The 13,725-nt window shown below is 71.4% G+C and carries 12 protein-coding genes; 6 read left to right on the forward strand and 6 right to left on the reverse strand.

Features of this window, described 5'->3' with window-relative positions; translation table 11 throughout:
- Nucleotides 1-22 precede the first annotated feature (22 nt).
- The 4 genes from ACFWXC_RS33350 to ACFWXC_RS33365 all read right to left on the reverse strand — a co-directional run bounded on the left by ACFWXC_RS33350 (nt 23) and on the right by ACFWXC_RS33365 (nt 4,815).
- On the reverse strand, nt 23-1,195 hold the full coding sequence (locus tag ACFWXC_RS33350; RefSeq protein WP_384484434.1) for a phosphodiester glycosidase family protein: 1,173 nt from the start codon (nt 1,193-1,195) through the stop codon (nt 23-25).
- Between the two features lie 143 nt (nt 1,196-1,338).
- Nucleotides 1,339-1,704: a DUF779 domain-containing protein gene (locus tag ACFWXC_RS33355; protein WP_384484436.1), complete on the reverse strand. Its 366-nt coding sequence runs from the start codon at nt 1,702-1,704 to the stop codon at nt 1,339-1,341.
- 79 nt (nt 1,705-1,783) lie between these two features.
- Nucleotides 1,784-4,126, reverse strand: coding sequence for an FtsX-like permease family protein (locus ACFWXC_RS33360; RefSeq protein ID WP_384484438.1), 2,343 nt, complete (start codon nt 4,124-4,126; stop codon nt 1,784-1,786).
- Nucleotides 4,123-4,815 (reverse strand): ABC transporter ATP-binding protein, encoded by a 693-nt coding sequence (locus tag ACFWXC_RS33365; RefSeq protein ID WP_384484440.1) that lies wholly within the window; start codon nt 4,813-4,815, stop codon nt 4,123-4,125. The genes ACFWXC_RS33360 and ACFWXC_RS33365 overlap by 4 nt, the downstream gene beginning before the upstream one ends.
- A gap of 173 nt (nt 4,816-4,988) precedes the next feature.
- Here ACFWXC_RS33365 and ACFWXC_RS33370 point away from each other — a divergent pair, with 173 nt between their 5' ends.
- The 4 genes from ACFWXC_RS33370 to ACFWXC_RS33385 all read left to right on the forward strand — a co-directional run bounded on the left by ACFWXC_RS33370 (nt 4,989) and on the right by ACFWXC_RS33385 (nt 9,699).
- On the forward strand, nt 4,989-6,218 hold the full coding sequence (locus tag ACFWXC_RS33370) for a sensor histidine kinase (RefSeq protein ID WP_384484442.1): 1,230 nt from the start codon (nt 4,989-4,991) through the stop codon (nt 6,216-6,218).
- Between the two features lie 8 nt (nt 6,219-6,226).
- Nucleotides 6,227-6,889, forward strand: a complete 663-nt coding sequence (locus tag ACFWXC_RS33375) for a response regulator (protein ID WP_384484444.1) — start codon at nt 6,227-6,229, stop codon at nt 6,887-6,889.
- 103 nt (nt 6,890-6,992) lie between these two features.
- Complete coding sequence (locus ACFWXC_RS33380; protein ID WP_384484446.1) at nt 6,993-8,114, forward strand: NADAR family protein; 1,122 nt, start codon at nt 6,993-6,995, stop codon at nt 8,112-8,114.
- A 253-nt stretch (nt 8,115-8,367) separates the two neighbouring features.
- The gene (locus tag ACFWXC_RS33385) at nt 8,368-9,699 is read left to right on the forward strand and encodes an enolase C-terminal domain-like protein (protein WP_384484448.1); all 1,332 of its coding nucleotides are present in this window, start codon (nt 8,368-8,370) and stop codon (nt 9,697-9,699) included.
- Nucleotides 9,700-9,710: 11 nt separating this feature from the next.
- Here ACFWXC_RS33385 and ACFWXC_RS33390 read toward each other — a convergent pair whose 3' ends face one another.
- Nucleotides 9,711-10,574, reverse strand: a complete 864-nt coding sequence (locus ACFWXC_RS33390) for an SDR family NAD(P)-dependent oxidoreductase (RefSeq protein ID WP_384484450.1) — start codon at nt 10,572-10,574, stop codon at nt 9,711-9,713.
- Nucleotides 10,575-10,694: 120 nt separating this feature from the next.
- On the opposite strand from ACFWXC_RS33390, the gene ACFWXC_RS33395 reads away from it, so the two are divergent.
- Complete coding sequence (locus ACFWXC_RS33395) at nt 10,695-11,258, forward strand: TetR/AcrR family transcriptional regulator (protein ID WP_384484452.1); 564 nt, start codon at nt 10,695-10,697, stop codon at nt 11,256-11,258.
- Between the two features lie 61 nt (nt 11,259-11,319).
- Here ACFWXC_RS33395 and ACFWXC_RS33400 read toward each other — a convergent pair whose 3' ends face one another.
- Nucleotides 11,320-11,565, reverse strand: coding sequence for an IS3 family transposase (locus tag ACFWXC_RS33400; protein ID WP_384484590.1), 246 nt, complete (start codon nt 11,563-11,565; stop codon nt 11,320-11,322).
- Nucleotides 11,566-11,861: 296 nt separating this feature from the next.
- Here ACFWXC_RS33400 and ACFWXC_RS33405 point away from each other — a divergent pair, with 296 nt between their 5' ends.
- Nucleotides 11,862-13,427, forward strand: a complete 1,566-nt coding sequence (locus ACFWXC_RS33405) for a hypothetical protein (protein WP_384484454.1) — start codon at nt 11,862-11,864, stop codon at nt 13,425-13,427.
- Nucleotides 13,428-13,725 lie beyond the last annotated feature (298 nt).

The raw sequence follows: 13,725 nt of genomic DNA on the forward strand, positions 1-13,725 counted from the left end.
GGCTTTCGGTCCGTGCTTCCGGTCAGGGTGTCGAGAAGACCCCGATCCCGTTCGCCACGGCGCGTTCCGGGCTGTCGGTCGGGTGATTGAGCACGCTCACCGTCCTGTCCCCCGGGGTGCGGGCCACCAGTGTCGTGGAGCCGCCGCCGTCCAGGCTGAACGCGTCCACGGCTCCCAACTCCCGCATCTCGTCGGCGACTTCGGCGATGGTCAGGCCGCTGCGGTAGGCCACCGCGCCGTCCAGCGCGAGCAGCAGGAGCTTGCGCCCGCCGCTCGTGTAGCCCGCGGCGGTGCGTACCGCCGCGGTGGTGTCGTTGAGGCCGGCCAGCGGCTCGCCGCCGCGCAGCACCGGGTAGCCGCCGACCGCGAAGCGGTACGGGACCTTGGAGGCGGACGCGACCATCTGCCTGCGTACGGTGACCCGTTCGCCCTTGGTGAGCCGGCGCAGCTTGTCCGCGCCGGCCTCCCGGCCCAGCAGGACCGTCGTACCCTCCGCGATGGCGCCGCTGCCTGGGCTGGTGGCGGTGTCGACGACCTTGCCGCCGCGGATCCGTACCTCGTAGGTGTCCGTGCTGCAGCCGGCCGCCCGGCTGGTGTCCGAGCCGCAGGTGGCGCGCTTGCGGGAGACCGAGCCCCAGGCGGCGGTATAGGCGCCGACGGAGTTCTGTGCCAGCGCGTACTGGTTGAGCCCCCGCAGCGCGAGGTTCCCGTCCGGGGTGCGGACGGTGCCCAAGAGCGTCAGCCGGTCCAGCCGGGCCCGGCGGTCCACGCCGACGCCGAGGACGTCGGTGGTGTCGGTGCCGGGCGGCAGCGACGGGCCGAACCGCTGGGCCTTCGGCACCGCCGCCTTGAGCAGCCGGCCGTGGGCGATCGCCGGGCCGACGCTCGCGCCGGTCGCCTCGGCGCCCGGGTGCTGGGTCTCGGTGATGTTGAAGAAGTCGCCGTTCACGCCCGCGACCGCGCCCGCCGCGTCCGCCATCGTGGACACCGGCGACCGGGCGGCCACCGCGCCCGGGTGGAGGAGGTCCACATGGACGTGCGGATCGGTCAGGTCGGCGGTCAGCAGATGGGCGTGGACCGTGCCCTTGGCCGCCGTGACGTCGAACTGCCGGTAGGTGACGCCGGACGCGATCTGTCCGGTGTCCGACACGGCGCCGGCCGGTGCCGCCCCCGCGAGGGCCGCACCGGCCAGCACGCCGGACGTCGTGAGAATCGTGAACAGAGTTCGGGTCGTCGCTGCAAATCGTCTCTGACGATGCGTCACCGCACCCCCTGATGTCTCGTCAAGTACCTCAGGACTCAGGGAAGTGCAGCAGAAGAGAGTGACCGGCAGGGCGGCTAGACGTCGACTACGCGCGAACGGGTGAGAAAACGCACCCCCTCGGGTGCCTCCAGGGAGAAACCGCTCCCTCGTCCGGGTACCACGTCCACGATCAGCCGGGTGTGGCTCCACGCCTCGAACTGGCTCCTGGACATCCAGAAGGTGACCGGCTCCTCGACGCCGTCCACCGCCAGCTCGGCCAGCAGCACGTCCGAGCCGCCGGTGCGGAACTCGCCGTCGGGGTAGCACATCGGCGCGCTGCCGTCGCAGCAGCCGCCGGACTGGTGGAACATCAGCGGGCCGTGCTCGGCGCGCAGCCGGCGCACCAACTCGGCTGCCTGCGGGGTCAGCTCGACGCGCGGCGGCGCCGTCCGGTCGTCCATGGTCACCCTCCTGGGGCCGGGGTGTCGGATCCCCTCAGTCTCACCTCTCGTCACCGGCCGGTCCAGAAGCGGTCGTTGACTACTCGGTGCGCAATGCCGTCGCCGTCCGGACGCGGGCCGCCCGGCCCGCCGGGAGCAGCGCGCCGAGGATCGCGATCGCCGTGCCGCCCAGGGCGAGGAGGAGCAGTTCGGGCGCCCGGTAGACGTCGAGGACCACATCGGGCAGTCGCAGTCCGGCGCTGTCCCCCATGGCGGGCATGACCGTGCGGTGCACGGCGAGGCCCAGCGGGACGCCGAGCACCCCGCCCGCAAGGCCGGGCAGGACGACCGAGGCGATCACCAGCGTCACTGTCTGCCGGGGTGTCATCCCGAGCGCCTTGTGGATACCCAGGTCCCGGATGCGCTCATGGGTGTCGAGGACGACCCCGCCCAGCACCCCGAGTCCGGCCACCGCCACCAGGATCAGGGTGAGCGTCGCCGCCAGTGCGTCGAGGGCGACCACGCCGTCGCTGCCGTTGACCGACCTGGTGCCGGTGGCCGAGACGCCGAGCGGCTTCAGCGCCGCGTTCAGGTGGGTCACGTACGCGTCGGCGTCGGTGCCCGGGGCGAGCCGCACGGCGTGGTCGGCGGGGTGCAGGTCCGGGTCGGCGGTCCGGAGCGTCGCCAGGTCCGTGAACACCCGCATGCCCTGCTGGCCGGTGTCGAAGACCTCGCCCACGATCCGTATCCGCACCGGCGAGCCGTGCACGGTGAGGGTGACCGTGTCGCCCACCTCGCCCCCGCTCGCGGTCAGCAACGGGGTCGCCACCACCGCCTCGCCGGCCGCCCGGATCCAGCGCCCCGACACCATGGCGAAGCCGCCCCAGGAGGCGTCGCCGTCGTAGGCGAACACCGGCACGCTTCCCGTCACCCCGGCGACCTTGGCCTCGGTCGTGACGCTGCCGTACTGGTCGCGGGTGCCCGGCTGGGCGGCGATCGCGGCCCGCACGGCGGCGGCATCGGCCGCCGTCACCCGCGTGGTGCCCGGCGGCACGCGCCCCGGACCTTCCGGCTGCCGGGCGCTCACGGTCACGTCGGCCGCGTTGTGGTTCTTGGCGGTGATCACCTCGCCCAGGGACGCGGCCATCCCGACGGCGAAGGTGACCGCCGCCGTGCCGAAGACGACCGCCGCGACCATCGAGGCGGCGCGGGCGGGCCGGTGGAAGGGCCGGGCCAGCCCGAGGCCCACCGCCCGTGGCACCGGCAGCCGGGCCGCCAGCCGGGCCGTCGTACGGCCCCGGCCCGCCGCCGGGGTGCGGCCCACGGCCAGGGCGTCGACCGTGCGCAGCCGCCCCGCCCGCCAGGCGCTCAGCCACGCCGTGCCGGCCACCACACCCAGCACCCCGCCCACGACGGCCAGATCGACCCCGGCGGAGACCCCGAGCCCGACCGACCCGTACACGGCCGAGGTGTCCGCCAGCAGAGGCGTGGCGAGCAGGTGTCCGGCGGCCAGACCCAGCCCGGTGCCGATCGCGGCGGGCACCAGCGCCTGCGCCACATAGGCCCGGACGACCTGCCCCGGAGTGCAGCCGACCGCCTTGAGGACGCCGATCCGCCGCAGCCCGGTGCCCACCGCACCGGCCACCACGTTCCCGACGACCAGCGTCGACATCACCAGCCCCAGCACCCCGAAGGCGACCAGGAACGGCACGTACAGGGCGGTCTCACGGGTCGCGAACTGCCGTACGGAGAGCCAGGACCGAGTGCCCGAGAGTGCTCCTGCCGGTACGGCCGCCGTCACCGCCGCCCGGTCCCGGGCCACTTGTGCCTCGGTGGCCGCATGGGCGAAGCGGTACAGCATCTGGTAGCCGTCGGCACGGCCGGACGCGGTGAGCCCGGCGATCTGCGCGGGCACCACCCACGCGTCGGCGGTACGGCTGACCGAGCGCGCCGTGCCGACCACGGTGAGCGCCGGACTCCCGGGCAGGTCCGGGAAGTCGAGCCGCTGCCCGAGCCGTACGGGCGGCCCGTCCTGGTCCGCCGCGAGCACGATCTCGCCGGTCCGCCGCGCCCACCGGCCCTCGGTCACCGTGAGCCGGTCCACCGCCCCGCCGGGACCGGCCCGCCCGACGACCGACAGCGCGCCCGCGCCGTCCGGTGTGGCGGTCGCCGTCGGGAACGGGCCGGACGACCCCGTCACCCCGGACGCGTGCGCGGAGGCGGCGAGTTGCGCCGGGCCGGCCCGGCCCGCGTCGAACTGCGCGGTGAGCTGGGCCCCGTGCTGCTGCCCGAACGCCTTGTCGAAGGGGGCGCGGGAGGCCACCAGCAGCGCACCGGCCAGCACGGACGCCGTCACCGCCAGCAGCGCGGCCAGGGCGATGACCAGCGTCTGGGTACGGCGCCGGGCCATGCCCGACCGGACCACCCGGACGAGGGCGCTCATCGGACCGCCTCCGCCGGGACGTCGGCGCTGATCCGGCCGTCGGCGAGGTGGACCGTACGCCGGGTGCAGGCCCTGGCGAGGTCATGGTCGTGGGTGACCAGGACCAGGGTCTGGCCGTCGGCGTTGAGCTCCTGGAGGAGGCGGCCGACGTCCGCGCCGGACGCGGAGTCCAGCGCACCGGTCGGTTCGTCGGCCAGCAGCAGCGCGGGCCGGTTCATCAACGCCCGGGCCACCGCCACGCGTTGCCGCTGACCGCCGGAGAGCCGGCCCGGGTAGGCGCTCGCGTGCGCCGCGATACCAAGCGACTCCAGCAGGTCGTCGGCGCGGCGGCGGGCCTCGCGCCGTCCGGTTCCGGAGAGCTGGGCGGGCAGCACGACATTGTCGGCGACGGTCAGGTCGTCCAGCAGGTTGAAGAACTGGAACACCATCCCGACCTTCGTCCGCCGGTAGCGGGCCGCGCCCGCCTCGCCCAGCCGGTCCACCCCGACGCCGTCCACGGTCACCGTGCCCTCGTCCGGCCGGTCGAGGCCGGCGATCAGGTTCAGCAGCGTCGACTTGCCGCTGCCGGAGGGACCCAGGACCGCGACGGCCTCCCCAGGCGCCACGGTCAGGGTCACGTCCAGCAGCGCGGGTGGTCCGGCGTCGTAGCGCCGGGTCACGTCCCGTAGGTCGATCAGTGGTGTCGTCATCGGTGGGTCTCCGTCCCTCGGTGGCCGCCGACGCTAGGGAACGGGCCGGGCCGGGCACGACGGGCGCGGGACGTAATCGCCGTACCGCGTCGGAGGTAGGGATGGCGGGGTCATCCCCGAGATGTAGTCCGGGGAGGGATGCCAGGGGCCCGGGGGGCGCCGAGAATACGAGGATGACGACGACATGGGCGCCCGGCCCGCTGGTACGACTGCGCGCACTGGCGGAGCCGAGCGGTCCCGCGCCCGAGCCCACCGGGCGCGGCCGGCTCTTCGACGCCGCTCTCGCCCTGCTCGTCCTCGTCTCCGAGATCCAGTACGCGGGTGACCCGGACGATCCGACCGGGCGGCACAGCATGGTCGCCCTGCTCTGCCTGGTGTTCCTCGCTTCCGTGCCCCTTGTCTGGCGCCGCCGCTACCCGCTGGCCGTGCTCTGGATCGTGCTGGCGGCGAACGCGCTCACTCCCGGTGACGTCACCCGGCTCACCTTCTACGCCTGCGTCATCGCCGCCTACAGCGCGGCCGCCTACAGCCCCTACCAGGCGGCGGCGAGGGCCACGCTCGCGCTGGCCGTGCTGCTCAGCTTCACGATCGGGAGATCGGTGCCGCACACACCGTTCGGCGTCGAACCCACCGTCCCCACCCAGTACGTGCCCCTGATGATCTCCGCCCCGCTTGTCCTGGTCACCCTCGGACTGCGCACCTGGAAGGTCCGGGCGGCCGAGAGCCGGGTGCGGCTTGCGGACGTGGAGCGGCGGCGGGCCGAGGAGCTGCGCGGGGCCGTGGCGCACGAACGGGCCCGGATCGCCCGGGAGTTGCACGATGTCGTGACCCACAACGTGAGCGTGATGGTCATCCAGGCCGGCGCCGCCCGCAAGATCATGGACAGTTCGCCGGAGCAGGCGCGCGAGGCGCTGCTCGCGGTGGAGGCGGGCGGGCGCACCGCGATGGGGGAGCTGCGGCAGGTGATGGGACTGCTCACCATGGACGATCCCGGGGAGGCGGACCTCGCTCCGCAGCCCGGCCTTGACCGGCTCGACCCGTTGCTCGACCGTACCCGCAGCACCGGTACGGCCGTCGAACTCACGGTGTCCGGGACGGTCCGGCCGCTGCCCGCGGGCGTGGAGCTCACCGCCTACCGGGTGGTGCAGGAGGCGCTCACCAACACCCTGAAGCACGCGGCCGGTTCGAAGGCGAGCGTGTGCGTCGAGTACGGTGACGACGAGCTGCGGGTCGAGGTCACCGACTCCGGCGGCAGCCCCGGACCGGGCGCCGCGTCGGGCAACGGGCGCGGACTGGTCGGGCTGCGCGAGCGGCTCGCCGTGCACGACGGCACCCTGAGCAACGGACCGCGCCCGCTGGGCGGTTACCGGGTCCGGGCCCTGATTCCCCTGGAGTGCAGTTGAGTTCACCGGTGAGTCCGCCACGGGTCGTCGTCGTGGACGACCAGGCCCTGGTGCGCACAGGCTTCCGGCTGATCCTCACCGCCGACGGCATCGAGGTAGTCGCCGAGGCCACCGACGGTCACGAGGCCGTGGACGCGGTCCGGCGCACCCGGCCGGACGTCGTCCTGATGGACATCCGGATGCCCGGGCTGGACGGCCTGGAGGCGACCCGCCGGATCCTCGCCGCCCCCGACCCGCCCCGCGTCCTGATGCTGACCACCTTCGACCTCGACCGGTACGTGTACGCGGCGCTGTCCGCCGGAGCCAGCGGCTTTCTGCTCAAGGACGTCACCCCCGAGCACCTGACGGCCGCCGTCCGCACGGTCCGGGCCGGCGACGCACTGCTGGCTCCCGCCATCACCCGCCGCCTCGTCGAACGCTTCGCCCGCGCCGGCGGCGACAGCGGCACGCACCACCGCGACCTCGGCCATCTCACCCCACGCGAACTCGACGTCCTGCGCCTGCTCGCCCAGGGCCTGTCCAACGCCGAACTCGCCGCCCGCCTCCACCTCTCCGAGGCCACCGTCAAGACCCATGTCTCCCGCCTCCTCGGCAAACTCTCCCTGCGAGACCGCGCCCAGGCGGTGGTCGTCGCCTACGAGACGGGACTGGTCACCCCGGGCGGCCGGTAAGAACCCTTTCCCGCACGGCGGTTGGGACAGAGAGGCTGGTCCGCGGCACGACCCCGCGTAAAACCGCGCGCGGGCCGTCCGGCCGGGCCGTCACACTGGCCTGATGATCGGCGAGAGAATCACCTACCGCATGGCGGACGGCACACGCGTTCCCGGGACCTGGCGGCATGCCTTCATCCGCAACGGCGACTACTTCCTGACCGACCTGTTCATCTACGCGGACGGGCTCGTCAACTGCTGGGGCCTGGTCACGCTGGAGGAGTTCGAGGAGAAGCTGCGCAGCGGCTGGGTGGCCACCGAACTCCCGGACGGTGCGCGGGCGTCCGCGCACGACCTGGCCGGCTGGCGGTTCAGCGAGCCGCGCACCTGGTACACCCCCGAGCTGCTGCTCGCCGAGGTGCGCGACACCATCGACCAGCTCAACGGCCGCCCGGACTCGACGGGACGCTGCCTGGCGGCGGTGGACGCGTTTCTCGCCGACCGCTCCGAAGCGAAGCGGGCGGCCGCCCGGGACGCCTACCTCGCCATCCCGGAGACCTCGCGTCGCTACGCCCTGGGTGACATGGACAACAAGGACTGGCCGTTGCGCGCCCTGGTGGCCGGGCCCGGCGGGAGCCTGGAAGGACGGCCCGACGAACCGGTCACGCAGAAGGCGTACGACAGCGCCGTCGCGTATTTCGAGGAGCGGGCGACATGGGCGGCCCGCCGGGCCTCGCGGGTCCCGGCCGACGGCCCCGAGGAGGCGGTGGCCCCCGCGATCCACCTGTACCAGAGCTATCCGCACAAGCCGTCCGACAACCCGGGCACGGACGCCCTGCGCAACGACTACCCGGCGCCCGTCGAGGCCGACGGCGTCACGTACCCGTCCGTGGCACACGCCTACTGGGCCCTGTCCACCGCCGACGTCCGGGCCCGGGCCGCGATCGCGGCGGCGGACAGAGCCGCGACCGCCCGCGGGCTCGCCGCCGAGGCCCCTCGGCGCGACGGCTGGGAACAGGCCCGTACGGCCGTGCTGACCGCTCTGCTGCGTGCCAAGTTCGCCCAGTACCCGGCACCGGCCGAGGTCCTCCTGTCCACGGGCGACGCGACCCTCGTCTACGACGACGCGGACTCCGCCTACTGGGGCGACCGCTCGGGCAGGGGCCGCAACTGGACCGGTCGGCTCCTCGAACTCGTCCGCTCCGAGCTGCACGCCGCACGCGCGGGAATCGATCACCGGATCTGACCTCGGCGAGCGGGAGCGGTCCGGCGACTCCTCCCGCACTCCCATTGACCCGAGCACGTCCGCATCCATAGCCTCCATCTCCAGGCTTCATCTCCGTATGTAGATGATGTCTCTGTATGCAGGTATCATTCACGGACATGGACGTGACATTCGGTTCAAAGGCGAACCGGCCTGCCTCTGCTCGTCGCCGTCGGCGTGGCCGTCGGTGTGGCCGCGTGGTGTGTAAGCCCCTCTCCCGTAAGGACGTTCGCCCATGAGCCAGCCCGTCGTCACCCGCTTCTCCGTGTACCCGGTGGCAGGCCGGGACTCCATGCTGCTCAACCTCTCCGGCGCCCATGCCCCGTACTTCACCCGCAACGTCCTGGTCGTCGAGGACTCCGAGGGCCGGACGGGGCTCGGCGAGGTGCCCGGCGGGGAGGCGATCACCCGGACGCTGCGGGACGCGGAGCCCCTGGTCGTCGGCTCGCGGCTGGGCGACCACAAGCGGGTGCTGCGGGCCGTGGGGGAGGCGTTCGGCGGCCGGGACGCCGGCGGCCGCGGCGAGCAGACCTTCGACCTGCGCACCACCGTGCACGCCGTCACCGCCGTCGAGTCCGCCCTGCTCGACCTGCTCGGCCAGCACCTGGAGGTGCCCGTCGCCGCCCTGCTCGGCGACGGCAAGCAGCGCGACTCGGTACGAGTCCTCGGCTACCTCTTCTACGTCGGCGACCCCGACCGCACCGACCTGGACTACCTCCGCGAACCCGACGCCGCCGTGGCGTGGCACCGCATCCGCCGCGAGGAGGCCCTGACCCCGGAGGCGATCGTCCGGCAGGCGGAGGCGGCCTACGACCACTACGGCTTCCGGGACTTCAAGCTCAAGGGCGGGGTCCTGGCGGGCGCCGAGGAGGTCAAGGCCGTACGGGCGCTGAAGCAGCGCTTCCCCGAGGCCCGGATCACCCTCGACCCCAACGGCGCCTGGTCCCTGCGGGAGGCCGTCGAACTGTGCCGGCCGCTGCTCGGCACCCTCGCCTACGCCGAGGACCCCTGCGGGGCCGAGGACGGCTACTCCGGGCGCGAGATCCTCGCCGAGTTCCGCCGGGCCACCGGTCTGCCCACCGCGACCAACATGATCGCCACCGACTGGCGGCAGCTCACCCACGCCCTGGCCCTGCAGTCGGTCTCCATCCCGCTCGCCGACCCGCACTTCTGGACCCTGCGCGGATCCGTGCGCGTGGCACAGCTCTGCCACGAGATGGGGCTGACCTGGGGCTGCCACTCCAACAACCACTTCGACATCTCCCTGGCCATGATGGCCCACTGCGGTGCCGCGGCCCCCGGCGACTACAACGCCCTGGACACGCACTGGATCTGGCAGGAAGGCCGGGAGCGCCTCACCGTCGCACCGCCGAGGATCGTCGACGGCGAGGTCGCCGTCACCGACGCCCCTGGGCTCGGCATCCGCCTCGACATGGACCGGCTGCTCGCTGCCCACGCCCTCCATGAGGAGCAGAACCTCGGCGCGGGCCGCGACGACGCGACCGGGATGCGCTACCTCGTGGACGGCTGGACCTTCGACGCCAAGCGGCCCTGCCTGGTGCGTTAGGGGGTTGCGGATCAGCCCAGCAGACTCGGGTGGAGCTCGGGCGGGCCGCCCAGTGTGTAGCGCTCGGACCGGGGCCGGGAGCCGTCGATGTCGGTGACCCCGAGCAGTGCGCCCAGCTCGGCTCCGATCAGTGCCCTGCCGGAGAGGGCCATCAGTTCGCCGGAGGAGTACAGGGCCGCGATCACACGGCCCGTGAACTGGGGTGACTCCCGCTTCTCGGCCGGCCGGTCCTGCTGGGGCAGGGAGTCCAGGTAGGCGCGGGCGCGCTCGGTGTCGACGTGCCCCATCCACAGGGAGACCGCCGCGACGTGGTGCGGCCGCAACTCCTTGGCCATGTCGGCCGCGAGCTTGTCGGCGCCCGCCTTCTGCGCCCCGTATACCGGACTGTGGTGGTACGACACGGCACCGTAGTGGCCGGTGTTGACGATGAGACCGCGGCCGTTCGTGATCAGCAGCGGTGCCGCGTGGTAGCTCGCCACGTAATGCGAGCGCAGTCCGACCGTCAGCAGGTCCGCTGCCTCCAGGGGCCTTTCCCAGAACCCGACCGACGCCGGCGTCCCGACGACCTTGGCGGCGTTGTTGACGAGGATGTCCAGCCGTCCGTGGTCGCGCCGGACGGTGTCGAAGAGGTCCGCCACCGCCTGGTCGTCCCCGTGGTCGACGATCACCGGGACCCCGGTTCCGCCTGCCTTGTCGACCAGGGCCGCGGTCTCCGCGACGGTGCCTCCGTACGGCGAATCGGAGGCCGACCGGCTGCGGCCGGTGACGTAGACGGTCGCCCCACGGCCGCCGAGTGCCTCCGCGATACCCCGGCCGGCGCCCCGGCTCGCTCCGGTGACGACGGCCACGATCGGCCTGCTGTCCGGTGATGCCATGGCGCTTCTCCCCTTGCTGGACGCGTGACCACAGGCGTGGAACACATAACCGGACACGGTGTCCGCTTACGTTTTCGACGATATGGACACCGTGTCCGGTTGTCAAATAGGATGATTCCCATGAGTACTCCGCCCCTCGATGCCAAGCCGCTGCGAGCGGACGCCCGCCGCAACTACGAGGCACTCGTCGCCGCGGGGCAGAAGGTCTTCAGCCGTAACGGCGCGGACGCCCCCATGGACGACGTCGCCAAGGAGGCCGGGGTGGGGCGCGGCACGCTGTACCGGCACTTCCCCAGCCGGGAGCACCTCTTCGTCGCGCTCATGAAGGACCGCGTCGACCTCCTGGACGCGCAGGCCCGTGAGCTGCTCGACGCGCCCGACGTGTGGCAGGCGGTGGCGCAGTGGCTGCGCCTGTACGACCGGAGCGCTGCCGAGCACGGCGGGATGAGCATGCGCGTCGGGGCCTGTCTGACCGACGACCGGTCCCCGATGGCCGCGGTGGGTGCCCCGATGAAGGCGAGCTTCGCCCGACTGTGGGCCCGCGCGCAGACGGCGGGCGCGGTACGGGACGACGTCGCGGCGGATGAGGTCCTCGCCCTGATCTCCGCACTTCCCAGGCGCCCGGAGCAGCACGGCTCCGCGAACACCTTTCTCGACGTCGTGTTCCGGGGGCTGCGCCCTTAGGGGGCACGGGACTGGTGGATCTGCAGATCAGTCCATTCGGTCCCAGCCGTTCGTTTCGGTCTCAGGCGGCCAATCGCTGTGGGCGGGGCATTACTCCAGCGGTCGTTGCCTGGTCGGCGTAATGCCTCTCCCTGAATTCGATGGGGCTGAGGTGGCCGAGCCGCTTCTGGATGCGGCGGGGATTGTCGACGCTGTCGGCGTACTCAAAGAGTGCGAGGTTCGCCTCGGTCCGGGTGGTGAAGACGCGGCCGCGGACGCACTCGGGTGGTGTCGGCTTCGATAACCCAGGCCGCGTGTTGACTTCAATGACCCGGACCGCGTGTGGTTATATCGCGACAGCGAAGGTGATGGCGTCGGCAACTGGCCCGCCGTCATCGGCCATTTGGCGGCACGTGCGCAAGGTCGTATCGGCGCTGTGGACCCCGCATGGTGAGCAGACCCTTATGGGGGAGAAGTGATGGCAGGCAGTCGGGCGCCGGCCCTCAGTGGCGGCGCAATCACCTGGTCCTCACCTTCTATTTCAACCCCGGCCGTTCGAACAGGTCAGGCCTCGATTCCGGGTGACGGCGGACATCTACTCCACAAGCAAGGGGAATACGTTTCATGAAAGATGGCGACGAAGATGCGCGTGCAGGGCGGCCGCTCGGGAAATTGAGTAGGCGACGCCTTCTGCAGGGGACAGCCGGCACTTTCGGTGCCGCTCTGGCATCCGTCGGCATCTATGAGATGATCGACACCATTGCAGAACCGCCGTCCCGGCCCGCCGACACCGACAGTCCGCCCAGCCAGGAACAATATATCCTGCAGAACGAGCAAGTGGTCATGGTCAACGGCTCGGGCGTGAAGAGTGGCGATGGCAAGATTGCGGTTCGGGTGCCGGCCCTGCACGATCATGTCATCACCGCAAAGCTGAATGTGTCAGCGAATGCCAAGGCGTTGCAGGAGGCGCAGCACCACCTGGAGTCCGTCCTCCTGGATCTGGAACGCCAATTCCCGGCCACTCCCACAGGAGTGGCCGCCACGGTGGCCTGGGGACTTCCCTACTTCCATCACTACATCCCGACGCTGGGCAAGGCGTCGGATTTCTTCAAGGCGGGAACGTCCTACCCGGCGTATCTGCCGGTCGATTTGAAGACCTCCAAGAAGGAGGGGCATACGGTATATGCGCTCCAGGAGGCCAGGACGTTCCCCAGCGACCAGCCTCCGCCCGGCTTCGGGCCGGTCCGCCTGGAACAGAATGACGTGGCCGTGCTGCTCCGCAGCGACTCGCTCGCCCATATCAAAGCAGCCAGCAACGCCCTCTTCGGGCCTGGGAGCAACCGAGCGGGCAGCCTGTTCACGGTGACGAGTATCCGACAGGGCTTCTCCGGGGGCGGTTTCTACGGGCAACAGGGCCTGCCGAGCAAGCTGGCGCTGGCAGCCGATATCCCCGGTGCGAAGTCGATCCCTCGAGCGGCACAGGGATTCCTCGGCTTCGCCACCACCCTGAATTCGAATATGGGACCTGGGGTCATTGCCAATCTGGAAACCCTGCCCGGCCTCACCGATCAGTGGCCCAACGGTTACTTCAAACAGGGGACCACGATGCATCTCTCGCATCTGTTCCAAGATCTGGTGACCTGGTACGAAAAGAACTTCCCGCAGTACACGGACCGCGTCCAGGCAATGCTCCATCCCGGCCTCTCACCCGCGCCCGCGCCGGGTACGCTCGCCCTCCAACCGCCAGGTCAAAGTGAGGCCCAAGTGGCGCAGGGGGTTGAGCGGTACCACGGGTACGGCCATACGGGGAGCATGTCGGAGGTGGACAGCACCACATCGCCGGAGACCAGCAACTACGGAAAAGCCTATCCCACGGGGACTACCATTCCCGTGCGCGGCGATTTCGATACGCTGGACAATCCATTCCACTACACATCCGATCCGACGGGAGACCACTACAGCAAGACGCCGGCGGCCGGATTGCACTTCATTCAGTTCCAGCCGACGACGGAAATCTTCAACATCGTTCGGCTCTCGATGGACGGCCACTATGCCGACAGGACGCTCCCTGTCGAACCGCGCAGCCCCCACGCCGGCATCAACTCGGTCCTGCAGACGACCCACCGGCAGAACTATCTGGTTCCACCACGTCGCCATCGCTCCTTCCCACTCGCCGAGTTCCTTGCCTGACGCGAGCCGCACGCCACGCCTTGAGAGCTCGTGACACGATCATGTCGTCTGTCGTAGGCGAGCTGCCACGAGTGGTCACCGGCCGGCGGACGACCGCCCCGCTGCGTTCTGCGCGTCGACCACCGCGAGTACCGTGTCAGCCAGATCGGCAGCGGACCGTCCGCGTCCCGCCGATCAACACCCTCACATCGTGCACACCGACGACCCTACTGATCGTTTCGGGACGATGCCTGCAGTCGGCGGAGACAGCCGCGAGACCTCTGCCAGCACAGCGCCTGATCCCGCTTTCCGGCCGGTT

Origin of the sequence: Streptomyces sp. NPDC058683 (genome assembly GCF_042716195.1) — a bacterium.
GTDB lineage: Bacteria > Actinomycetota > Actinomycetes > Streptomycetales > Streptomycetaceae > Streptomyces.

Excerpts from the sequence above, each read along its gene's own strand:
- ACFWXC_RS33390 (WP_384484450.1), bottom strand. The coding sequence starts at position 10,574 with ATGGCATCACCGGACAGCAGGCCGATCGTGGCCGTCGTCACCGGAGCG.
- ACFWXC_RS33380 (WP_384484446.1), top strand. The coding sequence starts at position 6,993 with ATGATCGGCGAGAGAATCACCTACCGCATGGCGGACGGCACACGCGTT.
- ACFWXC_RS33365 (WP_384484440.1), bottom strand. The coding sequence starts at position 4,815 with ATGACGACACCACTGATCGACCTACGGGACGTGACCCGGCGCTACGAC.
- ACFWXC_RS33360 (WP_384484438.1), bottom strand. The coding sequence starts at position 4,126 with ATGAGCGCCCTCGTCCGGGTGGTCCGGTCGGGCATGGCCCGGCGCCGT.
- ACFWXC_RS33370 (WP_384484442.1), top strand. The coding sequence starts at position 4,989 with ATGACGACGACATGGGCGCCCGGCCCGCTGGTACGACTGCGCGCACTG.
- ACFWXC_RS33355 (WP_384484436.1), bottom strand. The coding sequence starts at position 1,704 with ATGGACGACCGGACGGCGCCGCCGCGCGTCGAGCTGACCCCGCAGGCA.
- ACFWXC_RS33385 (WP_384484448.1), top strand. The coding sequence starts at position 8,368 with ATGAGCCAGCCCGTCGTCACCCGCTTCTCCGTGTACCCGGTGGCAGGC.
- ACFWXC_RS33405 (WP_384484454.1), top strand. The coding sequence starts at position 11,862 with ATGAAAGATGGCGACGAAGATGCGCGTGCAGGGCGGCCGCTCGGGAAA.
- ACFWXC_RS33395 (WP_384484452.1), top strand. The coding sequence starts at position 10,695 with ATGAGTACTCCGCCCCTCGATGCCAAGCCGCTGCGAGCGGACGCCCGC.